The 25141-nt window shown below is 66.5% G+C and carries 22 protein-coding genes; 7 read left to right on the top strand and 15 right to left on the bottom strand.

Annotated elements, in window-relative coordinates:
* Positions 1-53: 53 nt before the first annotated feature.
* Genes QOL68_RS15010 through QOL68_RS15000 form a run of 3 tightly spaced genes read right to left on the bottom strand, consistent with a single transcriptional unit; the run spans position 54 to position 5980 of the window.
* On the bottom strand, positions 54-818 hold the full coding sequence (locus tag QOL68_RS15010) for a hypothetical protein (RefSeq protein ID WP_204991517.1): 765 nt from the start codon (positions 816-818) through the stop codon (positions 54-56).
* Entirely contained in the window at positions 805-2880 is a 2076-nt protein-coding gene (locus QOL68_RS15005) for a CHASE2 domain-containing protein (protein ID WP_282950009.1), read from the bottom strand. Before QOL68_RS15005 ends, QOL68_RS15010 begins: the two co-directional genes overlap by 14 nt.
* A 4-nt stretch (positions 2881-2884) precedes the next feature.
* Positions 2885-5980, bottom strand: coding sequence for a CHAT domain-containing protein (locus tag QOL68_RS15000; RefSeq protein ID WP_282950010.1), 3096 nt, complete (start codon positions 5978-5980; stop codon positions 2885-2887).
* 212 nt (positions 5981-6192) lie between these two features.
* Between QOL68_RS15000 and QOL68_RS14995 the strand changes: the two genes are divergently transcribed.
* The 3 genes from QOL68_RS14995 to grxD are packed head-to-tail and all read left to right on the top strand — an operon-like array spanning position 6193 to position 7144.
* Positions 6193-6519: a DUF1476 domain-containing protein gene (locus QOL68_RS14995; protein WP_058457535.1), complete on the top strand. Its 327-nt coding sequence runs from the start codon at positions 6193-6195 to the stop codon at positions 6517-6519.
* Positions 6520-6529: 10 nt separating this feature from the next.
* Positions 6530-6763: a BolA/IbaG family iron-sulfur metabolism protein gene (locus tag QOL68_RS14990; protein ID WP_215355336.1), complete on the top strand. Its 234-nt coding sequence runs from the start codon at positions 6530-6532 to the stop codon at positions 6761-6763.
* A 48-nt stretch (positions 6764-6811) separates the two neighbouring features.
* The gene (gene grxD, locus QOL68_RS14985) at positions 6812-7144 is read left to right on the top strand and encodes a Grx4 family monothiol glutaredoxin (RefSeq protein ID WP_058457533.1); all 333 of its coding nucleotides are present in this window, start codon (positions 6812-6814) and stop codon (positions 7142-7144) included.
* Positions 7145-7449: 305 nt separating this feature from the next.
* Here grxD and QOL68_RS14980 read toward each other — a convergent pair whose 3' ends face one another.
* From QOL68_RS14980 to miaA, 8 genes are all read right to left on the bottom strand, one after another.
* Positions 7450-8739 (bottom strand): adenosylmethionine--8-amino-7-oxononanoate transaminase, encoded by a 1290-nt coding sequence (locus QOL68_RS14980; RefSeq protein ID WP_282950011.1) that lies wholly within the window; start codon positions 8737-8739, stop codon positions 7450-7452.
* Complete coding sequence (bioD, locus tag QOL68_RS14975) at positions 8736-9344, bottom strand: dethiobiotin synthase (RefSeq protein ID WP_058457531.1); 609 nt, start codon at positions 9342-9344, stop codon at positions 8736-8738. The genes QOL68_RS14980 and bioD overlap by 4 nt, the downstream gene beginning before the upstream one ends.
* The gene (locus QOL68_RS14970; protein ID WP_282950012.1) at positions 9341-10474 is read right to left on the bottom strand and encodes an 8-amino-7-oxononanoate synthase; all 1134 of its coding nucleotides are present in this window, start codon (positions 10472-10474) and stop codon (positions 9341-9343) included. The genes bioD and QOL68_RS14970 overlap by 4 nt, the downstream gene beginning before the upstream one ends.
* Before the next feature lie 187 nt (positions 10475-10661).
* The gene (gene ilvC, locus QOL68_RS14965; protein WP_058457529.1) at positions 10662-11696 is read right to left on the bottom strand and encodes a ketol-acid reductoisomerase; all 1035 of its coding nucleotides are present in this window, start codon (positions 11694-11696) and stop codon (positions 10662-10664) included.
* A 92-nt stretch (positions 11697-11788) separates the two neighbouring features.
* On the bottom strand, positions 11789-12304 hold the full coding sequence (ilvN, locus tag QOL68_RS14960; RefSeq protein ID WP_282950013.1) for an acetolactate synthase small subunit: 516 nt from the start codon (positions 12302-12304) through the stop codon (positions 11789-11791).
* 1 nt (position 12305) lies between these two features.
* Positions 12306-12587: a hypothetical protein gene (locus tag QOL68_RS14955; protein ID WP_282950014.1), complete on the bottom strand. Its 282-nt coding sequence runs from the start codon at positions 12585-12587 to the stop codon at positions 12306-12308.
* The gene (ilvB, locus tag QOL68_RS14950; protein WP_282950015.1) at positions 12587-14341 is read right to left on the bottom strand and encodes a biosynthetic-type acetolactate synthase large subunit; all 1755 of its coding nucleotides are present in this window, start codon (positions 14339-14341) and stop codon (positions 12587-12589) included. Before ilvB ends, QOL68_RS14955 begins: the two co-directional genes overlap by 1 nt.
* An 86-nt stretch (positions 14342-14427) precedes the next feature.
* Positions 14428-15405 (bottom strand): tRNA (adenosine(37)-N6)-dimethylallyltransferase MiaA, encoded by a 978-nt coding sequence (gene miaA, locus QOL68_RS14945; protein ID WP_282950016.1) that lies wholly within the window; start codon positions 15403-15405, stop codon positions 14428-14430.
* On the opposite strand from miaA, the gene serB reads away from it, so the two are divergent.
* Entirely contained in the window at positions 15404-16288 is an 885-nt protein-coding gene (gene serB / locus QOL68_RS14940; protein ID WP_058457525.1) for a phosphoserine phosphatase SerB, read from the top strand. The two genes, miaA and serB, sit on opposite strands and share 2 nt — an antisense overlap.
* Positions 16289-16304: 16 nt before the next feature.
* Here the strand turns inward: serB and QOL68_RS14935 are convergent, their stop codons facing one another.
* Together QOL68_RS14935 and QOL68_RS14930 are read right to left on the bottom strand one after the other, a co-directional pair.
* On the bottom strand, positions 16305-18062 hold the full coding sequence (locus QOL68_RS14935; RefSeq protein WP_282950017.1) for a chloride channel protein: 1758 nt from the start codon (positions 18060-18062) through the stop codon (positions 16305-16307).
* 289 nt (positions 18063-18351) lie between these two features.
* On the bottom strand, positions 18352-19506 hold the full coding sequence (locus tag QOL68_RS14930; protein ID WP_282950018.1) for an SPOR domain-containing protein: 1155 nt from the start codon (positions 19504-19506) through the stop codon (positions 18352-18354).
* A gap of 259 nt (positions 19507-19765) precedes the next feature.
* On the opposite strand from QOL68_RS14930, the gene QOL68_RS14925 reads away from it, so the two are divergent.
* Genes QOL68_RS14925 through QOL68_RS14915 form a run of 3 tightly spaced genes read left to right on the top strand, consistent with a single transcriptional unit; the run spans position 19766 to position 22636 of the window.
* On the top strand, positions 19766-20488 hold the full coding sequence (locus QOL68_RS14925; RefSeq protein WP_058457522.1) for an AAA family ATPase: 723 nt from the start codon (positions 19766-19768) through the stop codon (positions 20486-20488).
* A gap of 17 nt (positions 20489-20505) precedes the next feature.
* The gene (locus QOL68_RS14920; RefSeq protein ID WP_058457521.1) at positions 20506-21177 is read left to right on the top strand and encodes a hypothetical protein; all 672 of its coding nucleotides are present in this window, start codon (positions 20506-20508) and stop codon (positions 21175-21177) included.
* A 22-nt stretch (positions 21178-21199) separates the two neighbouring features.
* Complete coding sequence (locus QOL68_RS14915; protein WP_282950019.1) at positions 21200-22636, top strand: SPOR domain-containing protein; 1437 nt, start codon at positions 21200-21202, stop codon at positions 22634-22636.
* Between the two features lie 181 nt (positions 22637-22817).
* On the opposite strand, the gene QOL68_RS14910 is transcribed toward QOL68_RS14915, so the two are convergent.
* On the bottom strand, positions 22818-23453 hold the full coding sequence (locus QOL68_RS14910; protein ID WP_282950020.1) for a choice-of-anchor C family PEP-CTERM protein: 636 nt from the start codon (positions 23451-23453) through the stop codon (positions 22818-22820).
* Positions 23454-23842: 389 nt separating this feature from the next.
* Positions 23843-25003: a helix-turn-helix transcriptional regulator gene (locus QOL68_RS14905; RefSeq protein ID WP_283404326.1), complete on the bottom strand. Its 1161-nt coding sequence runs from the start codon at positions 25001-25003 to the stop codon at positions 23843-23845.
* Between the last annotated feature and the right edge of the window lie 138 nt (positions 25004-25141).

Below are 25141 nucleotides of genomic sequence, written 5' to 3'. Positions count from 1 at the left end.
TCACACGCTTGTTACCAGATGGTCCAAAACGGTTCAATGCAAAGGCGATTCCGTTAACCACCCGCTGTCTCGGTTTCCGACATCGCATCGACGAGACGATTCAGCTGCGGGGTGCAGCCCTTGGCCATCAGCATGTCGACCGACCCTTCGACGGTGTCGGGCACGGTGCCCATCGCGGTGAAACGAACGGTCACCGGGCTCCGCAGGCCGCCGCCCGACAGGCGATAGTCGACGCCATATTGCACGGGCAGTGTGTCGGTCGGCCATTTGCGGAAATTGGCGCCGTCGACGATGGCGACGGTCGCCTTCTTGCCGCCGCCTTCGATTTCGAGCGCAGTGTCGCCCTCCATGTTCGGGCGCCACAGCATCAGCGTCGCCGGATCGACGACGCAGAAGGTTCCCGCGTCGCGATAATCGAGCAGCCAGACGTTCGGCGCGCGGACGTTGACCGGGGCAGCCTCTTCGCCACCGCGCGAAAACCCGCCGCGCGAGCGCATCGTCGGGCCGGTCGAAAGCATCCGCGTCACCGTCGCGCCCATCGACTGGTTCGCCTGGATCGTTGCGGTGGCGCCATAGGTGCCGGGCCCCGACAGCGTCCTGGTCTTGCCCGCCTGCATCAGCACGACCTTGTCGCCCGAGACGAGGGTCAGCTTGTCGGTCGATTTGAGCTTGGTCCCGCTCGGATATTTTCCGGCAGACGGCCCGGTCGAGCGGACGACCATCGACTGCGCGGAGGCGACGCCCGCGACGGCGATCGCAGCGATCGCGGCGGCGGCGGTCAGGCCGATGCGGCGCATCGAGAAGTCAGGAAAGGACATAGCTTTCTCCTTTTTGGGTCTCGTTCAGACGTTCTATCAGGAACATTATGGCTGGATCCTGACCGAATTCGTCTGCCAATGCTGTGGCGCAGGTCACATAGGCCTTTTTATTGCCTGCGGCGTGCGCCTCGACCAGCGCCGCGATGCGGGCGCGCTGCTCCTCGGAAAGATCGGGGCGCGGCGTGAGCACGTCGACCGGTTGCGCTCGCCCGCGCAACGTCACGCGCCCCATCGGGACCAGGTCGTCGCGACCGGCGCCCGCCGCCGCTTCGGACGAGATCAGCACCCGCGTCTTGAGGCTCTTGTTCGCCGATTCGAGGCGCGATGCGGTGTTCATGCTGTCGCCGAGCGCGGTGTACTGGATGCGGTCCTCGCCGCCGAAATTGCCGACGATCGCGTCGCCGACGTGCAGTCCGACACGGGTCATGCCGATCGGCGGCACGTCCTCGCCTGCCAGATCCTTGCGGAACTGTTCGCCCACCGCATGCATCGCAATCGCCGCTTTCGCCGCCTGCGGGCCATCGTCGGGGCGGCTGATCGGCGCGCCCCAGAAGGCGACAATCGCATCGCCGACGAACTTGTCGATCGTCCCGCCATGGTCGAGCACGACGTCGGACAGCCGGTCGAGATATTCGTTGAGCAGCCGCGCGACGGTCTCCGGGGTCACCGCGTGGCTCAGCTTGGTGAAGCCTTCGAGGTCGGTGAACACGCAATAGATGTTGCGCCGCTCGCCGTGCAGCGAGAGCTGATCGGGATCGCGCATGATCTGCGCCGCGACGTCGGCGGGCAGATATTTGCCGAGCGCCGACTGGGCAAAGGCGCGCTGGCGCGACCCGATCGTGCGCGCGGCCGTGCCGACCGCGGCATAGCCGAGCAGCCAGCCCATCGCCCAGCCGAAGGCGGGAAGGGTAGTCGTGTCGACGCCATGCCCCTGCAGCCAGAAGGGAAAGGCGACAAAGAAAGCCATTTGCCCGAGGAAGGCCAGCGCCACCCAGCGCGCGCGCAGGTCGATCAGGCTGGTGAGCCCGCCCGCGAGCACGACGAGCACGGCGAGCGCCCACAGCGACGGGCCCGGCAGCGGGCGCGGCCAGTCCTTGTCGAGCTGTTGCGCCAGCATATGGGCGTGCACCTCCAGCCCGATCATCGTTTCATGCTGACCGGTGATCGGGTCGGTAAAGCGGCTGAGCGGCGTGTTGAACTGGTCGTTGTCGATGATGTTGCCGCCGATCAGCACATAGCGGCCCCGGATCATCTCCGAAAAGGCTGCGCGCGTCTCCGCATCCATCGGCGCGGCAAAGGTGTCGATCGGGATCTTGGAAAAAACCGGCTCTTCCGCACCTTTGGTCACGCGGGCGGGGACGCGGAAGCGGATATTGCCCTGATAGTTGGCGTGCGCCGGATCGACCGGCGCGAGCGCGTTGGCCATCAGCGGTGGCAGATTCTTTGGCCGGTCGGGCCAGTTGCGGATCACGCCGTCGCTGTCGGTGCGAAACAACACGCTCGTCGGCTTCGTCCGGGCGGTGGTGACCTCGGCCAGATAGGCTTCGAGATATTTCTGCTGTTCATAAAAGATGGTGTTCGGGTTGCTCGCCTGCTCGGCATAGGCGAGCCAGGTCGGCGTCTTCATCGCGCGAAGCTGCGCCTTGAGCAACGGGTCGTCGGGACGCGGCGAATCGAAGACGATATCGATGCCGATCGCCTTCGGTCCCATCTGGTCGAGATTGGCGAGCGCATTGGCGAGATACGTGCGATCGAGCGGCGAGCGGATGCCGGTGTTGAACAGCGTCTCGTCGTCATAGGTGACCATGACGATGCGCTGGTCCTGCGCGACATGCGGCGCCATCACCATCGCGCGCGCATCGTAAAGGGCGCGCTCGGCGTCGCCGACGAGCGGCATGTCCCAGCTGAAGCGGGCGAATAATGTAGCGACAATCAGGAACAGGATCGTCGCGGCCATGCGCGAGGGGCCGAGCTGCATGACCAGCCGGCGGATGCGCTTGCGTAGCGATATGGTCTTGGGCAGCGCGTCGGGCGCCGCCGCGTCGATCGTCGTGGTCGCCATCAATTCAGCGGGCCGCGCGGCCCGCAGTCCCCCCATTTTGTGCCGTCGTCGTAGCCGTGTCGTGCAGCAGGGCCTGCCCGCCATCGCCGATGATCGCGAAGCCGGCCCAATAATAGGGATGCGACGTCTGCTTGTCGTCCATCAGCTTCATCTGCGTCGCCCACAGCGCGTCGGCGACGCTTTCCCCCTGCGGCGCGGCGAACAGGCCGCCGATGAGTCGCTTGGTCGCGTCGAAATCGTCGGGCGCGGGCCAGTGGCTGGCGATCACCGAACGCCCGCCCGCGCCGATGAAGCTGCGCACGAGCCCGTCGAGCGCGTTGCCGCCGCCGCTCGCCACGCCGGCCTCGCGCGTCGCGGCGATCGTCGCCGCGCCCGCGGTGTCGCAGGCCGACAGGATGACGAGGTCGGCGTTGATCTTGAGGTCGAAGATTTCCTGGAAGGTGAGCAGCCCGTCCGAATCCTTGTCGCCGAACGAGGTGACGAGCGCGGGCCGCGCGGGGCAAGACGGACGCGGCGCGGTGACGAGGCCGTGGGTCGCGAAATGGATGATGCGATAATCGCCGAGGTCGCTGCGGTTCTTGACCGCCGTGTCGGTGAAGGCGCCGCCCGTAAGCAAGGTCGCGGCGTCGCGGTCCATCGTTCGCGTCGCGGTGACCAGCTCGTCGGCCGAGATCGGACGGCTCCACTGGCTGACGTCCCACTGGCAACTGTCGTCGACACCGCCGCCGATCCCGCCGCGCGTTCCGGTCGAGGGGAGGATGCCGCCCCTGACGGGGAGGTTTTCACCGAGCCCGAAATATTCGCGCGCCGCGCTCGACGGCGGCGCCTGTCGCGCGTTGCGGAAGGCGAGTGCCGACACGGCCGTGCTCGGCCGCGTTGTCCGGCCGAGCCACGCGATGCGACGCATGTCGAAGGCATCGGCGTTGGGGTCGGCGACGCGCTGCTCATATTCGGCGAGCCCGGCATCGGAGGTGATGAGCAGATTGATCGGCAGGCGCAGCATCGCGCCATCGGGCTCGAAGATCAAATGCGCTGTCGCGGGCAGCCGGTCGGCGGCGGGGGCGAAGAGCTGCGTATAGAGCTTGCGCGCGGTCGCCGCGTCGAAGGGATAGGTGACTCGCTTGCCATTCTCTACGATCGAGATCGTCGAACGGATCGTGTCGACGGCATTTTCGAGGCCCTGCGCGCTGATGTCGCTCTTCCAGAGCTGCGCGCTGTCGGGACCGATCAGCATCGCATAGACCGCATCGCCGACGACCAGCATCTTCAGATAGGCCTCGTCGGGGCGCAGCACCTGCTGCAGTTCGGCGAGGTCGAGCTTGCCCGGCGCGACGACGCGATATTGCGGGAAGGCCGAGAGCTTGGTGATCGTTTCCGCCTGCTGGAACGAGAGATTGTCGAGCTGCGTCTTGAGGTCGGCGCGCAGCGCGTTGATCTCGGGCGTCGCGGGCATTTGGCCGAGCCGTGCATCCTCGATCCGCGCGCGTTCGATATCGCGATTGAGCGTGGTGGCCTGCCGGAACAGCCGTGCGCCGTCGCTGCTGCCGCTCGAAAGCTCGCGCGCGAGTACCGCTTGCGTGTCGGCGACGCCGGGGCGCACCTGAAGCTGGCTGGCGACGAAGAAGTCGCTGGCGGCCTTCGGATCGGTCGCGGCGCGCGCGGCGAGCAGCCGGTAATAGGGCGCCATCATGTTCGCCATGCCGGTGGTCGAACGCTGCGACCCGGCGAGCGCGGTCACGACGCCCTGATAGATGCCGAGCGCCTTGTCGTCCTGACCGTGCCGCGTGAGGAAAGCGGCATAGCGCGCCTGCGCCGAAGCGAGCGCGTTGGTTTCGGGATATTCGACCGCGAGCGCGTTGATCGATTCCTGGAATCGTGCATCGGCGGTGGCGTTGTCGCCGAGCGCTTCCTCGGCAAGCGCGAGCTCGCCGAGCATTTGCGACCGCAGCCGGATGATCGAGGTCACGCGGCCTTCGCGCACCGCGATCGCGTCGGTCAGCCCCTTGAGCTGCGCGCTCTTCGCGGCCCCGGCATTCCCGCGCAGCCGTTCGACCGTCCCGAGCAGATGGGTCGCCTGCGCGTCGATGATCTGCGCGCGTTCGATAGGGGTCAGCCGCTCGCGGTCGCTTGCCTGGCGCACCGCGCGCGCATTCGCACCGCTGTTGATTCCCGCCGCAATTTCCGGGGTCAGCGTGACCGCGCCGCCATCGACCTTCACCGCGTCGGTGAGCGGCGGGATCGGCGTCTGCAGGATGGCGGCCGCACCGTCATAGTCGCGCTGGTTGAGCGCATGGATGGCGCGGAAATTGCGACGGAGGCGAAGCTGGACCGGGTCGCTGGTCGGGATCATCTCGACCTCGCCGAACAGCCGGTCGGCCTCGGCAAACTCGCCGAGGTTCGAGCGCTGGAGCGCGCGATTCAGGGTGAATTCGGTCGGGTCGATGTCGGCCGCGGCCTGGTCGTCGAGCGCGCGCCGCGACAGGGCCTCGAAGAATTCGGCGGCCTCGGCATAGTCGCCGCTGTGGTTGCGGCGATATCCCTCGGCCAGCGCCTTGTCGACGTCGATCGTCCCGGCGAGCGTGCGGGCGAAGCCGTCATTGCCGCCGACCGAGGTGGTCGCAACCTTGATCTGGCCGGGGACGACGCGTTTCTCGCGGATCGACGCGAGCGCGATCCTGAGCGCGTCGTCATAGGCGGTGAAGCCCTCGACGGCATAAGCGGTGTCGCCGTCGGCCTCGACGCGCGTCGTCCAGCCGATGTCGCTGTCCTTCACGGTACAAGCGTCGCCGATGCAGCTGATCGTAGCCGAGCGGCCGGCATCGATCCGCGCGCGCGCCTCTTCGGGGCTCGCGCGCAGCATGCGGACATAGCCGATTGGCTGGCTGGCGTCGCGGCAGACGATCAGCCAGGCGCGGTCGAACATGCCCTTGATCACCGAATCGCGGACGGTGGCCTGCACCTCGCAGAGCGATCCGCCCTGGTCGCCGATCGAAAAACTGTCGCGAAGCGTCGGGTCGCCGGCCTGTGCCAGCGCCGTGCCCGGCGCTGCCAGCGCCAGCGCCGTCACCAGCGACAGAAATTGCGGACGTCGAGCGGTCATCACCAAATCCCCCAAACCCAAGCCTGAAGGCGCCGTGACCGCGATATCGGCGGCAAGGCGCAGTCTTTAATGCTGCGGTACGACCCATCCCGTCGGCGCGGACCCTAAACCCATCATCTGAAAAAGGGAAGTGATCTGCGGCACTGCGCCTTGCGCGCCTTGGCACAGCGACCTATCTGGATGGTGAAACGCAATTTCCGGCGAGGACAAAGATGAGCGCATTCGACGATCGTGAACGGGCATTCGAGGCGAAGTTCGCCCGCGACCAGGACGCGCTGTTCCGCATCACCGCGCGCCGTAACCGCCTCGTCGGCGAATGGGCGGCCGAACGCATGGGCCTGACCCCCGAGGAAACCGATGCCTATGCCAAGGCGGTCGTGCAGGCGGATTTCGAGGAAGCGGGCGATGAGGACGTCATCCGCAAGCTCGCGGGCGACCTGACCGGGGCCGGCGTCGAGATCAGCGATGCGGAAATCCGCTCGGTGCTCAACGACAAGACCGCCGAGGCGCGCCGCCAGTTCATGGACAGCCAGAACTGAGGCGGTCGTCATGGGCATGCGCGAGGATGATCTGAAGGCGATGATCGAGGCGGCGTTTCCCGATGCCATGGTCTCGATAACCGATCTGGCGGGCGACAACGACCATTATGCGGCGCATGTGGTCAGCGAATCGTTTCGCGGGCTGACTCGCGTTGCCCAGCACAAGGCGGTCTATGCCGCGCTCGGCGGGCGCATGGGCGGCGAACTTCATGCCTTGCAATTGACGACCGGCGTTCCTTCATAGGGGTAAGACGCAATTTTTTCGGCGCGACGCGCCACCGGAGATATTCAAATGAGCGATCCTGCCATCCACGACCGTATTTCGAAGCTGGTCGCCGATCATCCCGTGCTGCTGTTCATGAAGGGGACGCCGCTGTTCCCGCAGTGCGGCTTTTCCTCGCGCGCGATTGCGATGCTCGACCGCCTCGGTATCGAATATGACACGGTCGACGTGCTGCAGGACATGGAAATCCGTCAGGGAATCAAGGAATTCTCCGACTGGCCGACGATCCCCCAGCTCTATGTGAAGGGCGAATTCGTCGGCGGCTCCGACATCATGATGGAAATGTGGGAAGCCGGCGAGCTTCACCAGCTGATGGACGGTGTTCCGACGCGGGCGGAATAGGTCCGGTCGACATGCGATGTTTTCGGGGGCGGCCTTGGGCCGCCCTTTTCTTGTGCGCCATGTCTGTTTTGGGGTCGGAAGCGGACCATCCACTATTTCCGTTCGTGTCGAGCGAAGTCGAGACACCCGGCAGCCTTGCGCCTAGCCCGAGGGGCATCTCGACTTCGCTCGATGCGAACGGATTAGCTTGGGCGTCACGTCCGCAACCGGTTGGTTGCAGTCATTCGTCATCCCGGACTTGATCCGGGATCCACCGCAGTGCTGAAGCCTTGGACCCCGGATCAAGTCCGGGGTGACGATAATGGCTAGGGCAGCTTCCGGCCGAAACCGGCCGCTTCCTGTATGCCTTGGACCGCATCGAGCGACGCTGTGATCGCGGTCCAGACCGTCGCCAGCTCGTCCGGCGCGATACAATAGGGTGGCATCACATACACGCTGTTGCCGAGCGGGCGGACGAGGACGCCGTGGTCGCGATAGAAGGCGATCAGGCGCGGCGCGAGGGCCGACAGATAGCCTCCGTCGGATACGACGATGTCAAGCGCGGCGATGGTGCCGAGGCGGCGCGGATTCGCGACGCGCGGGTCGTGGCTGAGCAGCGAGAGATGGGCCGCCTGCGCTTCGGCCAGCTTGTCGATACGCTGTTGCACGGGCTCGTCGCGCCAGATCGCGAGGTTCGCGTTCGCAGCGGCGCAGGCGATCGGGTTCGCGGTGTAGCTCGACGAATGGTAGAAGGTTTTCGCGCGGTCGGTCGAATAATGGGCCTCGAAGATCGGCTCGATGCAGAGCGTCACCGCGAGCGGCAGGCTGCCGCCGGTCAGGCCTTTGGACAGGCAAACAATATCGGGGATCACCCCCGCAGAATCGCAGGCGAAGCGCGTCCCGGTGCGGCCCCAGCCGGTCATGACCTCGTCGGCGATGAACAGGACACCGTGGCGCGCGCAGATGGTACGCATTTCTGCGAGCACCCATGCGGGGTAGATGAGCATGCCGCCGGCGCCGAGGATGAGCGGTTCGACGATGAAGGCGGCTGGTTTGGCTGCGCACGCGGCTTCGAGCGCGTCGAGCGTGACTTGCTCCATCCCTTCGTGCGGGAAGGGGATGGTGCCGACGTCGAAAAGCAAAGGCTGCCAGGCGCGGTTGTAGACGCCGCGCTCGCCAACCGACATCGTGCCGATCGTGTCGCCATGATAGCTATGCTCGAGGACGAGGATGCGGCTGCGCGGCTCGCCGATGTTGTACCAGTAGCCGAGCGCCATTTTCAGCGCGACCTCGACGCTGGTCGAGCCCGAGTCCGAGAAGAAGACGCGGGTGAGCGGGTCGGGGGTGATCCGGATCAGCTCGGCGGCGAGCGTTTCGGCGGGCTCGTGCGTCCAGCCGGCGAAGATGAGCTGGTCGAGCTTTTCGGACTGGTCGCGGACCGCGGCCATGATGCGCGGGTGCGCGTGGCCATGGGTGGTGACCCACCAAGACGAGATGGCGTCGATCCAGCTGTTGCCCTGCGCGTCATACAGGCGCGCGCCCTCGCCGCGGGCGATCAGCGGGATCGGATCGCCGAGGCCGTGCTGGGTGAAGGGGTGCCAGATGGGAGAGGTCATGCGAAATCGGCGCGGTCGAAATGGGCGGTGAAGGCTTGGGCCAAGGTCTCGGGCGTGAGGGGATCGAGGAACGGCAGGCGGCCGAGGCGCCGGATGCCGCCGATATCGGGGATGATCGCTTCGCTGTCGTCCATCGCGTCGCCGAGGAAGACGAGACCGTGGATCGGGACGCCGCGGCTTTTCAGCGCCTCGATCGTCAGTAGGCTGTGGTTGATCGTGCCGAGGCTGGTGCGCGCGCAGACGATCACCGGGATCTGCCAGCGCGCGAAGAGGTCGGCGTAGAGCAGGCTGCGCGTGACGGGGACGAGCGCGCCGCCCGCGCCTTCGACGATCACCGCGCCTTCGGCCGGCGTCAGCGCCTTGGCGTCGATGGTGACACCGTCGATCTCGGCCGCGAGATGCGGCGAGGCGGGGGTGACGAGGCGGTAGGCTTCGGGGAGGACCGCTACGCCCGCGAGGCGCGCGACGGCCTCGCTGTCGGTCTCGTCCTCGAGGCCCGACTGGATCGGCTTCCAATAGGGCGTGCGCATCGCGCCCGCGAGCGCGGCCGAAAAGACGGTCTTGCCGATGCCGGTGTCGGTGCCGGTGATGATGAAGCGGGTCATGCCGCGGCCATAGCGGCCGACAGGCTCTCCGTCATCGCGTCGATTTCGCGTTCGCCAACGTTCAGCGTGATTGCGATGCGCAGCCGCGCGGTGCCGTGCGGGACGGTCGGCGGGCGGATGCCGCGGATGTCGAAGCCATCGGCCTGGAGCGCGGCGGCGATGCGCATCGTGCGGGCATTGTCGCCGATCACGACGGGAATGATCTGGCTTCCGCTCGCGGGAAGCCCGAGCGCGGCGAGCCGCGTTTCGGCTCGGCGGATGAGGCCATGCAAGCGGCCCTGTCGCTCGGGCTCGTTCGCGACGATCTCGAGCGCATGGCGCACCAGCCATGCCATCAGCGGCGAGGGAGCGGTCGAGAAGATGAACGGGCGGCCGCGGTTGACGATGAAGTCACGGACGATCGCCGGCGCGCAGACCAGCGCACCTTCGCAGCCGAGCGCCTTGCCGCAGGTGTGCAGCGTGATGAGGTTGTCGCGGCCCGCAAGGTCGTGCGCGAGGCCCTGTCCGGCGGGGCCATAGACGCCGGTCGCATGGGCTTCGTCGATGACCAGAACGCCGTCGTGGCGATCGGCGACCGCAGCGAGATCGGCGAGCGGCGCGCGGTCTCCATCCATCGAATAGAGACTCTCGGCCGCGATCCACGGCGTACCGCCGCCGCCGCCCGCGCGCCAGCGCTTGATGATGTCGTCGAACGCCTGCGCATCATTGTGCCGTGCCTCGACATGCCCGGCGCGGCCGAGCTTCATCCCGTCGTGCGCGCTCGCGTGGATGAGTTCGTCGTGGACCACGAGGTCGCCGCGCTGCGGCAGCGTCGAAAAGATCGCGGCATTGGCGGCAAAGCCGGTCGGGAAATAGAGCGCGGCCTCGCTGCCATAGTGGCGCGCGGCGTGCGCCTCGAGCGCCTCATGCTCGTCATGGTTGCCGCGGAGCAGGCGCGACCCGCCCGAGCCGGCGGGAAGGCCGCGTTGCAGACCCTGCGCGACCGCCTCGTTCAGCGCATAGGAGCCCGCGAGGCCGAGATAGTCGTTCGAAGCGAAATCGAGCCCGGTGCGCGGCGCGAGCGTGCGGCGGCGGTCGTCGGCGGCGAGCGCTTCGAGGTCGGCGCGATGGGCGGTGAAGATATTCGCCATTTTGCCTCTCATGTCCGAGACGGTGGTCGTCAGCGGCCGTTTCGATGCTCGCCGTGGCGGAGCCATGGGGAGGTGGCGGCCCGCAGCGCTGACGGAGGGGCTGGTAGCGTGACCTTTGCTGGCCCCTCCACCACGTCCTTCGGACGCGGTCGCCCTCCCCATGGCTGCGCCACGGGGAGGATCCCGATCAGTTCTTCGACTTGTCGACGAGCTGGTTCTTCGCGATCCAGGGCATCATCGCGCGGAGTTCGCCACCGACCTGTTCGATCGGATGCGCGGCGGCGGCCTTGCGGCTGGCCTTCAGCTCGGGCTGGCCGGCCTGGTTGTCGAGCACGAAGTCCTTCACGAAGCGGCCCGACTGGATATCGGCGAGGACGCGCTTCATTTCCTTCTTCGTTTCCTCGGTGATGATGCGCGGACCCGTTTTGATGTCGCCATATTCGGCGGTGTTCGAGATCGAATAGCGCATATTCGCGATGCCGCCTTCATAGAGGAGGTCGACGATCAGCTTGGTTTCGTGAAGGCATTCGAAATAGGCCATTTCGGGGGCGTAGCCCGCCTCGACCAGCGTCTCGAAACCCGCCTGGATCAGATGGGTGATGCCGCCGCAGAGCACCGCCTGTTCGCCGAACAGGTCGGTTTCGCACTCTTCCTTGAAGGTCGTCTCGATGATGCCGCTGCGGCCGCCGCCGACGGCGCTCGCGTAGGAGAGGGCGAGCGCCTTGGCGTGGCCGTTGCCGCTGTTGCCGTTCGCTTCCTGCGCGACGGCAATCAGGCAGGGGACGCCGCCGCCCTTCTGATATTCGCTGCGCACGGTGTGGCCGGGGCCCTTCGGCGCGACCATGAAGACGTCGATGTCGGGGCGTGCCTCGATCAGGCCGAAGTGGATGTTGAGGCCGTGCGCGAAGGCGAGCGCGGCGCCGGGCTTCATGTTCGGGCCGATGTCGTCGGCGTAGATCTTCGCCTGATGCTCGTCGGGGGCGGCGATCATGATCACGTCGGCCCACTCGGCGGCCTCCTTGTTGGAGAGCACCTTGAAGCCTGCCGCTTCGGCCTTCTTGGCGGTCGCCGAGCCGGGGCGGAGCGCGATCGCGACTTCACGCACGCCGCTGTCGCGCATGTTCTGCGCGTGGGCGTGGCCCTGGCTGCCGTAGCCGACGACGGCGACCTTCTTGCCCTTGATCAGATCCTGGTCGGCGTCGCGATCGTAATAAACCTGCATGTCATTCTTCCCCATAGTGTGTCCCCGCGAAGGCGGGGACCCATTTGACGTTGACTGGACCCCCGCCTTCGCGGGGGAACACGAAAGTGAAACTAGAGCGCCTCCGACCCGCGGCCGATGGCGACGACGCCGGTGCGGCCGACCTCGACCAGCCCGCATTCGCGCATCAGCGCGATGAAGCGGTCGACCTTGTCGCTCGTCCCGGTGATTTCGAAGATGAAGCTCGACAGCGTGGTGTCGACGACCTTGGCGCGGAAGACGTCGGCCATGCGCAGCGCCTCGATGCGCTTGTCGCCGGTGCCCGCGACCTTCACCAGCGCGATCTCGCGTTCGACATGCGCGCCCTGGTCGGTGAGGTCGGTCACCGAGTGCACCGGCACGAGGCGGTCGAGCTGCGCGATGATCTGGTCGATCACCGGCGGCGGGCCGTTGGTGACGATGGTGATGCGGCTCAATGCGTGATCGGCGCTGATGTCCGCCACGGTCAGACTTTCGATATTATAGCCGCGCGCCGAGAAGAGCCCGGTGATCTTGGCGAGAATGCCGGCCTCGTTATCGACGGTTATGGCGAGCACGTGGCGCTCGCCGGCTTCGGTCTTGATTTTCATGTCAGTTCCAAACGAGCTCAAACAAGATTCCGGAACGTTCATCCGGAGCCGTGACAAAGTTGCTCACTGCGTCATAAGCTGCGCTGAAATCCGTCTCGTGTGATAGGTCTATTTGATCGATCGGCTGTATTCTGTCGTCATCAAATTGAACGAACTTGTCCGCGCCTAAAATTCGAAGTTTTGCCAGCTTCAATTCCGAAAGAGCCGCCGCGACATTGTTTTTATCGAACAACGTCAAGCCGCAGCGCGCCTTACTGGCGGCTTGGAACGAAAAATTGCCCATCACACCAGTGCTTTCGCTTCGTCGTCCATCGTGCCGGTGACGTCGCTCGGCTGGAGGAGCATTTCGGTGTGCGCGGCGCCCGAGGGGATCATCGGGAAGCAGTTGGCGAGCTTCGCGACGCGGCAGTCGACGATCACCGGTCCCGGTGTGTCGATCATCGTCCGGATGCCGTCCTCGAGCTGGCCGAGCGTGTCGATGCGCAGGCCCGTCCAGCCATAGGCGTCGGCGAGCTTCACGAAATCGGGCAGGCTTTCCGAATAGCTGTTCGAATAACGGCTTTCATAGGTCAGTTCCTGCCACTGGCGGACCATCCCCATCCACTCGTTGTTGAGGATGAAGATCTTCACCGGCAGGCGGTACTGGCTGACCGTGCCCATTTCCTGGATGTTCATCTGCAGGCTGGCTTCGCCCGCGATGCAGATGACGAGGCGGTTCGGGTGCGCGATCTGCGCGCCGACCGCGGCGGGGAAGCCGTAGCCCATGGTACCGAGGCCGCCCGAGGTGAGCCAGCGATTGGGGGCCGCGAAGCCGAAATGCTGCGCGGCCCACATCTGATGCTGGCCGACTTCGGTCGTGATGATCGGGTCGCGGCCGCGCGTCGCGTCGAACAGCGCCTTGACCGCGCGCTGCGGCATGATCTCGGCGCCGGCGTCCTTCTTTTCGGGAAAGTCGAGGCAGCGCGTCGCGCGCCAGCCGTCGATGCGGCGCCACCATTCGCCATAGTCGCGCGCCGACAGGCCCCTGTCGGTCCAGCCGGCGACCAGCGCGTCGAGCGCGCGGCCGGCGTCGCCGACGATCGCGAGATCGACGGGGACGATCTTGTTGATCGAGCTGCGGTCGATGTCGATGTGGATCTTCTTCGCTTCGGGCGCGAAGGCGTCGAGGCGGCCCGTGACGCGGTCGTCGAAGCGCGCGCCGACCGCGATGATCAGGTCGGCGCGGTTCATCGCCATGTTCGATTCATAGGTGCCGTGCATGCCGAGCATCCCGAGCCACTTCGGATCGTCGGCGGGAAAGGCGCCAAGCCCCATCAGGGTCGAAGTGATCGGCGCGCCGGTCAGCGACACGAGTTGGCGCAGCGCCGCGCTGGCGTCGGGGCCGGCATTGATCACGCCGCCGCCGGTGTAAAAGACCGGGCGCTCGGCCGCGGCGATCAGGTCGATCGCGGCCGCGATCGCATCGGCGTCGGGCTCGATCTGCGGGCGATAGCTGTTGTGCTGGATGATCTCGGGCACCGTATAGGTGCCGGTCGCGACCTGCACATTCTTCGGAATGTCGATCACCACCGGCCCGGGGCGGCCGTGGGTGGCGATATGAAAGGCCTCGTGCATGATCGGCCCCAGACGGTCGGGGTCCATCACGAGATAATTGTGCTTGGTGCAGTGGCGCGTGATTCCGACCGTGTCGCATTCCTGAAAGGCATCGGTGCCGATCAGCGTCGTCGGGACCTGGCCCGTGAGCACGATCATCGGAATCGAATCCATCAGCGCGTCGGTGATGCCGGTGACGGCATTGGTCGCGCCGGGGCCCGAGGTGACGAGCACGACGCCGGGCTTGCCGGTCGAACGCGCATAGCCTTCCGCAGCGTGGGTCGCCGCCTGCTCGTGGCGGACGAGGATGTGCTTGATCGTCGGGTGTTTGTAGAGCGCGTCATAGATGGGAAGGACCGCGCCGCCCGGATAGCCGAACACCGTATCGACCCCAAGGTCGACCAGCGCCTGAACCACCATGTCGGCACCACTCATTTCCGTCACGACGAAACTCCTTTCTCAATACCCGCAAACCCTGGAATCCGCACGTTGTGCGTTGCAGCAGGTCGGCGGGCAATAGGTGTATGATTCTATCCTGTCAACAGCTTATCACGTAATTTAATTGCGAAAATATTGATTGAATCATTGTTTAATGACTCTCCGTGGCGCATCCAATCGGCGGGCAATTGGTGGCGGAACCACGTATATTGGCGCTTGGCGTACTGGCGGGTCGCCGCCTGCGCCCGCTCGAGCGCCTCGGCGCGGCTGATCTCTCCGCGAAGATGAGCGGCGATCTGGGGGACGCCGATCGCGCGCATCACCGGCAGGGCGGGATCGAGATGGCGGCGCAGCAGCGCCTCGACCTCTTCGATGGCTCCGCCGTCGAACATCTGCACCAAGCGCGTGTCGCAGCGGTCACGCAGCCAGTCGCGCGGAGGGAGCAGGATCAACGGGGCGAGCGCGATGTTGCCGGCGATGCCGCCCTCGCGCGCCTCCTGCCATTGGCCGAGCGTGCGGCCGGTCGAGCGGACGACCTCGAGCGCGCGGGCAACGCGGGTGGTGTCGGCCGGATTGAGGCGCGCCGCGGCCTCGGGATCGGCTCTGGCCAGCGCGGCATGGGCCTCAACAACGGGCAGCGCGCGCACGGCATCGCGGATATCGGGGTCGATCTTGGGCACCGGCGCAATCCCGTAAAGCAGGGTACGCAGGTAAAGTCCCGTGCCGCCGACGAGAACCGGAACCTTCCCGGCCGCATGGGCGTGGGAAATGACGCCGCGCGCCTCGTCGGACCAGCGCGCGGTATTATGCGCTTCGGCGCCGTCGACATGGCCGAAGAGGCGGTGGGGCACACCCGCCATTTCCTCCTCCGACGGACGCGCCGAGAGGATGGCGAGGTCGGCATAGACCTGGCTCGCATCGGCATTGACGACCAGCGCGTCGGCGCCCGTCCCGGACAGGGATTTTGCGAGCGCTACCGCCAAAGCGCTCTTGCCGCTCGCGGTCGGTCCGGCGATAAGCGCGACGGGCGGCAGGCCCGCGCGAACGAAAGAGACAGAAGGAGAAGCCATGTTCGTAGCCACGCTGATAGCAGCCGGAAAGCTGACCGACGAGGTGGTTCGCGAGGCGATCGACCGGCTCGACATGACGGGACACGACGTGGGGGCGCCGCACTGGCTCGACGAGCATGACGCGGCGGACATCTATTTTCAGGGCAGCCTGGTCAGTGCGCGGAGCGAATTGGCCAAGATGGACCATGGTGCGCTCGACGTGGTCGTGCAGCCGATGGGCGACCGCGCCAAGAAGCTGATCATCGCCGACATGGATTCGACGATGATCACGGTCGAATGCATCGACGAACTCGCCGACTATGCGGGATTGAAGGATCAGGTTGCGGCGATCACGAAGCGCGCGATGACGGGCGAACTCGATTTCCGCGCCGCGCTGGAGGAGCGCGTCGCGCTGCTTGGCGGCATGTCCGAGGGTGTGTTGGCCGAATGCCGGTACGAGCGGGTCAAGCTGACCCGCGGGGCGCGCACGCTTGTCCAGACGATGAAGGCGCATGGCGCGCATTCGGTGCTGGTCACCGGCGGCTTTACCGCCTTTGCCGGGCCGGTCGGCGAGGCGATCGGCTTCGACAAGGTCGTCGCGAACGAACTGGTGATCAAGGACGGGATGTTGACCGGGAAGGTCGCCGAGCCGATCGTCGACAAAGATGCGAAGCTCGCGACGCTGACGGCCGAGGCGGCGAAGCTCGGCCTGCCGCTGGCCGCGACGCTGGCGGTCGGAGACGGCGCGAACGACATTCCGATGATCACCAGCGCGGGTCTCGGCATCGGATACCGCCCGCACCCCGCGGCCGAGGAAGCCGCCGATGCGGCGATCCGCCACCATGACCTGACCGCGCTGCTGTGGGCGCAGGGCTATCCGCGCCGGAGCTGGGTGTTGGGGTAAGGGGCGGCGAGGCCGGTCAGGCCTTTTCGCCGAACAATTCGCGTTCGGATTCCTCCAGCGCCTCGAAATAGCGGCGGCGCGCGTGGCGTTCGCCGACGACGCCGATGACATGGTCGCGGTCATCGAGCACGGCGAGTTCGTCGGCCGCGGCTTCGTCGAAAAGCGTCAGGATCGACCGTATGTCCATCGCCGGCCGCAGCGCGACGCCGGGATGCGTCGCCAGCGCCGCGACCGGCGAGGCGGGGTCAAGATCGGGGTGGAAGGCCGCGGCGGTCGGGACGACCCCCCGATAGGTGCCGTCGGCGTCGAGCAGGATCGCCTTTGCGGTCTTGCCGAGCGGCACGGCCGCGCGGAATGCGCCAACCGACATCGACCGATCCACCGAGACCCAGTCGGTCCGCATGATCCGCCCGGCGGTCATCGTCGTCAGGCGGCCGATATCGCGCGGGCTGCGGATCGTCGAACCGCGCAGGTGCAGGCGCCAGGTCGAGAAGGAATAGCCGAAGATCTCGCGCGTGAGCGCACTCGACACCAGCGTCGCGGCCAGCACCACGCCCATCAGCGCAAAGTCGTGCGTCGTTTCGAGCATCAGCACCGCCAGCGTCATCGGCCCGCCGACGATCGACACGCTGAGCGCCGCCATCCCGACGAGCGCCGCGTCGTTGGGGTCGACCGTCAGGCCGAGCGGGCTGAGATTGACCAGTCCCGCGAAAAGCTGGCCCATCAGCGAACCGACGAACAGCGAGGCGAAGAACAGCCCGCCGCGAAAGCCGAAGCTGAGCGAGATGACCGATGCCGCGATCTTGAGCAGCAGGACCGCCGCAAGAAAGGTAAGCGCCGGACGCAGCGCAAGGTCGAGATGCAGCGCCCCGTGCCCCGCCGACAGGGTCTGCGGCGACAGGAGCGCAAGCGGGATGAGAACAAAGCCGCCGACCACGGGTTTCCACCCGGCGATCCTTTGCCACGCGCCCACGCGAAGCTCGGCGAAGGCAACGACCCGCATGATCACCATGCCGACGATGGCGCACAGCGCGCCGAGCAGCACATAGAGGAGATAGTCGGGCAGGGCGAAGCCGCGGGTGGTGGCCGTCGCGATCAGGTAGGGCTGCGCGCCGAGCAGCCGGGTGACCGATACCGCCGACAGCGACGCCGCCATGACCGGAGCGATCGCAGCAGGGGTGTAGTTGCCGATGACAATTTCGAACGCATAAAAGGCGCCCGTCAGCGGTGCGCCGAAGGCGGCGCCGATCGCGCCGCCCGCGCCGGCGCCGACCAGCGTGCGCAGGTCGTTGCGGCGGAGCTGGAACCACCGACCGAGCTGCGAAGCGACCCCGCCGCCCATCTGTGCATAGGCCGCCTCCAGCCCGACCGATGCCCCCGCGCCGTTCGAGATGGCGGTCTGCGACGCGATGACCAGATTGTCGGTGAATGGGATGCGCCCGCCGTGCAGGGCGTTGGCCTCGACCACGTCGACCGGCACGCGCGCGCGCCGGCCGAGGCCGCGCGCAAGCAGGACGAGCAGCAGGCCGCCGGCGGGCAGGGCGAGCAGCTTCCATGGATGGTGGATGCTGCCGAGCGCGCTGAGCCGGTTGATGGTGACACCGTAAAGCAGTTGCTGCAGCCCGTGCGCGATCGCTTGCAGCATATTGGTAAGCGCGCCGGCTGCAAGCCCGGCGACCGCGGCGAGGAGGATGAACGCGGCCTCGCTTTCGCGCAGGCGGCGGCGCTGGCGTCCGACGGCGAGGATCAGCGAAAATTTGCGCAAGCGAGCCACGCGGGCTCCAAGCGCCTGCCGGCGATGGAGGTCAAGCCCTTTCGTCGGCAAACTCGCCGGTTGCGTCGGCTTCGCCGGCGAGCAACCGACGGAATTGTGCCATCGCATCGCTTTCGGGCGTGCGACATCGGCCGGGTGAGCCAGTAGCGACCGAAGTCGATTTCAGTCGCGAAGGGCCGAACGAGCGCCTCGGTCGCGAGTTCGCGCGTGAACATTCCGGTGGGGACAAGCGCGACGGCGATGTCCTTGCGGTCGAGCGGGAGCGGACGAACGCGCGCCCGAATGAAGCCTATTTGGAAACGACCATGCACGCTTGGCCGCCCTTGCGGATGGTAGCGCAAAGATTTTCCGCATCGCCCTTGCTGGCGAAGCCGCCGGCCTGCAGGCGGGTGACCGTTCCCGCCTTCACATAACTCGGCTGGCGCGCGGCGAGGGCAGGATATTTCCTCTCGAGCGAGGTCCAGAGGCTGCGGGCGTTGGCTTCGACGCCGAAGGCGCCGAACTGGGCGCGCCACGGGCTCGTGCCATTGTGGACGGTTACCGGCTTTGCCGCCTGCGGAGCGGGCTTGGCCGCAGTGGGGGCCGGCTTCGGCGCCGTCGATGCGATCTTGACCGGTTCGCCCTTTGCGACCGCAGCCGCGGTCGTGGCTTCGTTCGCTGCATTGGCGGCTGCGACGGCAGCCGGGGTCGACAGGGCCGGGGCGGGCTTCGACACGGCCGGAACCGGCTTCGCGGTCGGCGCGACAACCGGCGGCGGGGTGTAGCTGGTGCCGGGCGTCGACGCGGGCAGGCTCGCGGTCTTGACCGGCGAAGGTGCGGGCGGTGCCGGTGTCGGGGCGGCCGCACTCACGGCGGCGAGGCGCGTGCGCGCTTCGTCCTTTTCGATCTGCGGAAGCATCGCGAGCCCCGCCTGTCGCTGCTCGAGCGGGATCAGGCTGTCGAGCTGGGCAAGGCGCGCGGATGCGATCGTCAGGCCCGCATCGCTTGCGCGCTTGGTGAGCGCATAGGCGCGCGGCCAGTCCTTCGTCGCATAATCGCCGTTGAACATCGCGGTGCCGAGGACATATTGCGCCCGCGGCTCCCCGCGATCGGCCGACGCCTTGATATAGGGCATCGCCTCCTCGCGCTTGTTCGCGGTGAAGAGGATCAGGCCGAGATTGTCCTCGGCCTGCAGGTGCCCTTGCTTCGCGGCGCGGCGGTACCAGCTTTCTGCCTGGCCAAGGTCGGCGGGAACGCCGCGGCCGAGCTTGTACGCCTGGCCGAGGTTGAACTGCGCATCGGCATCGCCGGCGACGGCGAGCGGGCGCCATTCGGCCACCGCCTTCTGATAGTCGCCCGCCTGCCAGGCATCGACGCCGTCCTTGACGTCCGCGAAGGCGGGTACGGCCAGTGCCGCTGCAGCTGCAGCGAGCGGCAGGGCGATGGCGGCGGTGAGTGCTCGCATCCTTAATCTCCAATGACTTGCGCAGCCGGCGGCCGGTTCGCAGTCCCCGGAAAGCCCTGTAGGGGTAAAGTGGCTAACACCCCGTTAGCAACGCCTAAGGGCGGCACGAACCTGCCCCGCTTCGGTACAGAATCGGCATAGCAGCTTGTTTACCATGGAAGCGAGGCAATCGTTTACCGTCTTTTTATCATCGTTAACTCAATTTTAGCGCCCTGCATGGCATCCAAACGCCTGATTTTGGTTTTCCAGGGGGATAGCTGTGCGCGTTTTGGCATTGGCTTCACAAAAGGGCGGGTCGGGTAAAACCACCCTGTCGGGGCATCTCGCGGTGCAGGCGCAGCTTGCCGGCGCGGGCCCCGTCGTTCTGATCGACATCGACCCGCAGGGCTCGCTCGCCGATTGGTGGAACGAACGCGAAACCGACCTTCCGGCCTTTGCTCAGACCACGGTCGCGCGGCTGGCCTCCGACCTTGAAATCCTGCGCCAGCAGGGCTTCAAACTCGCCGTCATCGACACGCCGCCGGCGATCACCATGGCGATCCAGAGCGTGATTTCGGTTGCCGAACTGATCGTCGTCCCGACGCGCCCCAGCCCGCACGACCTGCGCGCCGTCGGCGCCACGGTCGACCTTTGCGAACGCGCGGGCAAGCCGCTGGTGTTCGTCGTCAACGCGGCGACCCCCAAGGCGAAGATCACCAGCGAGGCCGCCGTCGCATTGTCGCAGCACGGTACCGTCGCGCCGGTCACCCTGCACCACCGCACCGACTACGCCGCATCGATGATCGACGGGCGCACGGTGATGGAGGTCGATCCGAACGGACGATCGGCCGAAGAGATCCGGCAGCTCTGGACCTATATCAACGACCGGCTGGAAAAGAATTTCCGCCGCACCGTCTTCTCGACCCCGATGCCCGCGCAGCCGGGTTACGGAACCGTTCGCCCGATGGGTGGTGGCTTCGGCCGCCGCATCGCTGGCCAGTGACGGGGAGCTCGGGAACCATGGGCGAACCCAAACCTCTCGCTTCGCTGAGCGCCGGACTTCTTGCCCGCAAGGGTGGAGCGCGCCCCGCCATGCGCCGCCAGCCGTTGGGCAGCGGACCGATGCCGATCGGCCAAGGCTATGACGACCTTGGCTGGAATGACATGGGCTATGACGTCGATCCCGACCAGAATGCCGCCGAATCGGCGCGCATGGTCGACCTGAAGCCGCTCCTTGCCGGGTCGGTGCTCGAACATAATGCAGCCGCCGAACATGCGGTCGATGCGGCGCCGGGCCATGCCCTGACGCCGGACGCGGGCCCCGACCTCGCCGACGCGCTGGCCGACTCGTACCAGCCCGAGGCCGTCGAAGTGCCGCAGATCGTCCTTCAGCAGGAATCGCTGATCGATCGCGTCGCCGCCGTCGCTCGCAAGGTCGAGGCGCGCCCTGAGCCCAAGGCGAGGAAGGAACGCGCGCCGCGCGCCCAGCGCGCCCGCGAAAAGGCAGCCTTCACGCTGCGCCTCGATGCCGAGCGTCACCTTCGCCTGCGCCTTGCGAGCGCGGTGACGAACCGCTCTTCGCAGGTGATCCTGACCGATTTGCTCGACGAATATCTGTCGTCGCTGCCCGAGATCGACGCGATGGCCAGCCGCCTGCCGGCGGCGCGCCCGACGCGCCGGAAGATGCCGTAGAAATAGCAAAGGGGGACCTTCCATGAACCGCAAATTGTTGGTGAACCTGGCCGTTTCGGGCTTTGTTCTCGGCGTCGCCACCGGATGCAGCGGCATGGGCAAGACGGCCGAAGCGGGGCCGCAGTCACCCGGCACCTCGGCCTCGGCTGCCAAATCGGCCGAAAAGGCGCGCGAAGCGCTCGAAGCCGGGAAGGCGAGCAAGGCGGTGACGATGGCGGAAGCCGCCGTCGCCGGCGCGCCGCGTGACGCGAGCTATCGCGCGCTGCTCGGCCAGGCCTATCTCAACGACGGGCGTTTCTCGTCGGCGACCAGCGCGCTTTCCGACGCGATGGAACTGGGCGCGAAGGACAGCAACACGGTTATCGCGTTGGCGCTGGCGCATATCGCGCAGGGCAAGAATGGCGAAGCCGCCGATCTGCTCAAGCGCAATTTCGATGCGATTCCGGCGTCGGACCTCGGGCTTGCGCTGGCGCTGGCGGGCGATCCCAATTCGGCGATCTATGTGCTGACCGAAGCGGCGCGCGCCAAGGATGCCGACGCCCGCACGCGCCAGAATCTTGCGCTGGCTTTCGCCCTGTCGGGACGTTGGGCACAGGCGCGCGTTCTTGCCGCACAGGATCTGTCGCTCGACAAGGTCGAGGGCCGCATGGCCGAATGGTCCAAGCTCGCCGAGCAGCCCGATGCGCGGATGCGGGTCGCGAGCCTGATCGGCACGACGGTTCGCGCCGATGCCGGTATGCCCGTGCGCCTGGCACTGAGCAACTTCGCCGACACGCAGATGGCCGCTGCCGACGCGCCGGTCGAGCTCGCGAGCGCCGATCCGGCGCCCATCGCCACCTATGCGCCGCCGCCGCCCGCCGCCGAGCCGTCGGCGCCCGCCGCGGTCCTCGCATCGGCCGAGCCGGCGATCCGTACGGTCGAGCTGCCGATGCCGACGCGCGACGAAAATGGCGTCGTGCCGGTTACCGAACTGCCGCAGCCGAAGGCCACACCCAAAGTTGCCGAGGTCATCATGGCCGACGCCAAGCCATATCGCGCCGCGCCGCGCGTTGCTGGTGAGCAGGGGCGTATCCGCCCCGCACAGAAGCAGGCGCTCGAGCTAGCGACGAAAATCCTGCCGCGGGCGATGGCGTTCGATGCAAAGAAGCCTTCGGGTTGGGCCGTACAGCTTGGTGCCTATGACACGCTCGGCATTGCGAAGGAAAAATGGACGACGCTGAAAAGGCGGACGGCCGTGCTCGCCAGCTATCAGGCCTCGAGCCATTCGGCCGTGGTGGGCGGGCGCACCTTCTATCGCCTGACAGTCAACGGCATGGCGACGCGCGCCGATGCATCGAAGCTCTGCGGCGAACTCAAGGCAAAGGGGCAGACCTGCTTCGTGCGCCAGATGAGCGGGACCGAATCGATCCAGTGGGCGTCGGCACCTGCCGCAAAGCCGGTGCGCCTGGCGTCGCGCTGATCAATATTGGGGCGCCTTCCGCGATGCGGGGGGCCTAGGGGGAGGGGCGCGGCTGCGGGGCTGCGCCCCCTTTCTTTTTGGGCTATGCCGCCCGACCGCTGGCGAGGCGCTCAATTAAACAAAAAAAGGCCGCTGCCGGTATGGTTCCGGCGGCGGCCTTTTTCGAAAATCGCTTGTGGCGTCAGGCGAACGACAGGTGGTTCGCCGGGCGTGCCGCAGTACGGCGACGCATCGCGCCGCCGACCAGCACGAAGCCGAACAGCATCATCGCCCAAGTCGCCGGTTCGGGAACCGCCGAAATCGAGACGGTGTCGAGCGCAGCGCCGTACGCGCCCGCATCCTGCGATGCGAAGGACAGCAGGGTCGACGCGCTATTCGCCGTGAAATTGAAGGTGTACTTCTGCCATCCCATCGCCGCGCGCGAGACGCCGAACGTATCGAAGGTGAACATGCCATTGGCATTGGCCGCTGCGACCTTCACGGTCTTGACTTGCGGGCCGCTGTCCGGGTTGCCCGCCAGCCAGAAGGTCACTTCATAGGCCTGCCCGATCACGGTCGCGATGGCCTGCTCGATAGCTCCCTGGCTATTGCCGTTGAGGTCGACGCTGCGCGATCCACCCTGCGGCTGCCAATAACTGCCGATATAGTCGACGCTGCCGCTAAGCACCGTCCAGGCACCGATCGTGCCCCCGGCATTCACAGTCGTGAAGGAGCCCGGATTGGGACCCGTCTCGAAATCGCCGTTGACAACGGTCGCCGCATTGGCGGTCGCGGGAAGCAGGAGAGCGGCCGCAACGGCGGCTTTAAGGCTACGCATGGTCAGTGCCCCTTGTTCGTTACGGTCGTTCTAATCGCGCGGCGGAATGGCCATGCGTCCGACGACTCGCACTACGAGATAACTTGGAACCGCTGATTCGTAAACTATTGTTAAGTTCTGTTTTTGTCCGGCGGTCCCCGAATTGGTCAATATGCTTCATAATGGGACGATTATCGCAACGACCGCGTCTGCCGCGATGGGGATTCGACAATTTTTCGTGGCGGACCGATCGGCGAGCCAAAATAAATTCGGGTTACAAAATATCAGTTCTTGTTTGTTTCCCGAATGGTAACCCGCCTGCACCGGCGGCGCGCCATCGACCCCGATGCCGTTTTCGCGGACGATCCCGTTTCCGAGGGCTGGTCACGACCTGCTCTTTGCCGCCGCAACTACATCGTCGGTGAAGGAAGCCTCGCGACCATGGCGACGAGCTGCGCCTGGCTGGTCACGCCGGTCTTGCGGAAGATACCCTTCAGCAGGAAGCGGACGGCGTTGAGGCTGACGGCGCGGAACGCGGCATAGTCCTGCAGGCTCTGTCCGCCCGCGAGCGCGACGGCAAGGCGGGCCTCGGCCGGGGTCAGGCCGAACCATTGGGCGACGCGGTCGATCTCGACCACCGGGGTTTCACCCGGCGCACTGCCCAGCGTGACGATCAGCGAGGCGCCGAGGTCGGTGCCCCCGATCCGTTTGGCCGATTGCCGCGAGATACGCGCGACGAGGACGGGGCATTCGGTGCCCTTCGCGTTCGTCGTCTGAAAAGCGAGGCCGGCCGGACCGGGGCTTTTGGCGAGGTCGAGGAGCCGTTTCTGGCTCGCGGGGTGGGTCAAGGCAAAGCGGCCGTCGGTCCGGCGGATGAAGCCGGCGCGCTCATATCGGTCGGCACGGCTGTTCGCGGCGAGGATGTTGAGCTGATCGTCGAGGCTGAAGATCGCGAAGGGCGCGGCGTCGGCGGCGGCGCGCGCCGCGCCTGCAGCGAGTTCGAGCGTCGCGAGGCGGTCGCTGATCCGCATGGCCCGCTGGATATGCGGCGCGAGGACACGCAGGCCGCGCTTCAGCTTCTCGGCGTCGCGGTCGCCGGGGCCCGGCAGCATCAGTCCCAGTCGCTCGCCCCCGCGCCGGTCGAGCAGCACGCCGACGAGCCGGTCGATGCCATAAGGCGCAAGGAAGTTGCGGAAGAATTCGGATTCGTAGAATTCCTCGCGGGTCATGATGTCATAGCTGTCGACGACGCTGCCGTTGGCATAGCGCATCAGCTTGCGCGACCAGGGGTGGCTTCCGGCATAGACGGCGGAATAGATTTCCTGAATCCCCGCAGCGAGGCCCGTCGCGGCGACAAAACGCGCGCGCGGCGGATTGCTGCTTTCCCAGAGGATGAAGGCGGCTTCCCAACTCAGGGGACAAAGCGCGCTGGTGATGCGCGCGAGCGTGTCGTTCCAGCTTTCGGGATGAAGCACCGAATCGTAGATGTCGCCGATCAGCGCACTCAGCACCTCCCATTCGGCCGGCGCATTATGGTCGGGCGGAAAGGTCGGAACGGGATCGGTCGGCATGCGCTTCCCCGGCTGCGAAATCCCTTGATAGAGCAAAAATTCGCCCACGCTACCCATGTGGGTAGCGAAACTGTCGCGCGAATCGGGCAGAGAGGGGCTGCGACCCACTGGTGGGATGTTCGCAGGATCGTCCCGCTT

The organism is Sphingopyxis sp. Geo25 (assembly GCF_949769135.1).
Taxonomy (GTDB): domain Bacteria; phylum Pseudomonadota; class Alphaproteobacteria; order Sphingomonadales; family Sphingomonadaceae; genus Sphingopyxis.
Note: the sequence above shows the minus strand (reverse complement) of the source record. Positions and strands in the feature narration are given on the sequence as shown.

What these genes read in the sequence shown, in the direction of transcription:
- QOL68_RS15010 (WP_204991517.1), bottom strand. Translation starts at nt 818, where the DNA reads ATGTCCTTTCCTGACTTCTCGATGCGCCGCATCGGCCTGACCGCCGCC.
- QOL68_RS15005 (WP_282950009.1), bottom strand. Translation starts at nt 2,880, where the DNA reads ATGGCGACCACGACGATCGACGCGGCGGCGCCCGACGCGCTGCCCAAG.
- QOL68_RS15000 (WP_282950010.1), bottom strand. Translation starts at nt 5,980, where the DNA reads ATGACCGCTCGACGTCCGCAATTTCTGTCGCTGGTGACGGCGCTGGCG.
- QOL68_RS14995 (WP_058457535.1), top strand. Translation starts at nt 6,193, where the DNA reads ATGAGCGCATTCGACGATCGTGAACGGGCATTCGAGGCGAAGTTCGCC.
- QOL68_RS14990 (WP_215355336.1), top strand. Translation starts at nt 6,530, where the DNA reads ATGGGCATGCGCGAGGATGATCTGAAGGCGATGATCGAGGCGGCGTTT.
- grxD (WP_058457533.1), top strand. Translation starts at nt 6,812, where the DNA reads ATGAGCGATCCTGCCATCCACGACCGTATTTCGAAGCTGGTCGCCGAT.
- QOL68_RS14980 (WP_282950011.1), bottom strand. Translation starts at nt 8,739, where the DNA reads ATGACCTCTCCCATCTGGCACCCCTTCACCCAGCACGGCCTCGGCGAT.
- bioD (WP_058457531.1), bottom strand. Translation starts at nt 9,344, where the DNA reads ATGACCCGCTTCATCATCACCGGCACCGACACCGGCATCGGCAAGACC.
- QOL68_RS14970 (WP_282950012.1), bottom strand. Translation starts at nt 10,474, where the DNA reads ATGGCGAATATCTTCACCGCCCATCGCGCCGACCTCGAAGCGCTCGCC.
- ilvC (WP_058457529.1), bottom strand. Translation starts at nt 11,696, where the DNA reads ATGCAGGTTTATTACGATCGCGACGCCGACCAGGATCTGATCAAGGGC.
- ilvN (WP_282950013.1), bottom strand. Translation starts at nt 12,304, where the DNA reads ATGAAAATCAAGACCGAAGCCGGCGAGCGCCACGTGCTCGCCATAACC.
- QOL68_RS14955 (WP_282950014.1), bottom strand. Translation starts at nt 12,587, where the DNA reads ATGGGCAATTTTTCGTTCCAAGCCGCCAGTAAGGCGCGCTGCGGCTTG.
- serB (WP_058457525.1), top strand. Translation starts at nt 15,404, where the DNA reads ATGTTCGTAGCCACGCTGATAGCAGCCGGAAAGCTGACCGACGAGGTG.
- miaA (WP_282950016.1), bottom strand. Translation starts at nt 15,405, where the DNA reads ATGGCTTCTCCTTCTGTCTCTTTCGTTCGCGCGGGCCTGCCGCCCGTC.
- QOL68_RS14930 (WP_282950018.1), bottom strand. Translation starts at nt 19,506, where the DNA reads ATGCGAGCACTCACCGCCGCCATCGCCCTGCCGCTCGCTGCAGCTGCA.
- QOL68_RS14920 (WP_058457521.1), top strand. Translation starts at nt 20,506, where the DNA reads ATGGGCGAACCCAAACCTCTCGCTTCGCTGAGCGCCGGACTTCTTGCC.
- QOL68_RS14915 (WP_282950019.1), top strand. Translation starts at nt 21,200, where the DNA reads ATGAACCGCAAATTGTTGGTGAACCTGGCCGTTTCGGGCTTTGTTCTC.
- QOL68_RS14910 (WP_282950020.1), bottom strand. Translation starts at nt 23,453, where the DNA reads ATGCGTAGCCTTAAAGCCGCCGTTGCGGCCGCTCTCCTGCTTCCCGCG.
- QOL68_RS14905 (WP_283404326.1), bottom strand. Translation starts at nt 25,003, where the DNA reads ATGCCGACCGATCCCGTTCCGACCTTTCCGCCCGACCATAATGCGCCG.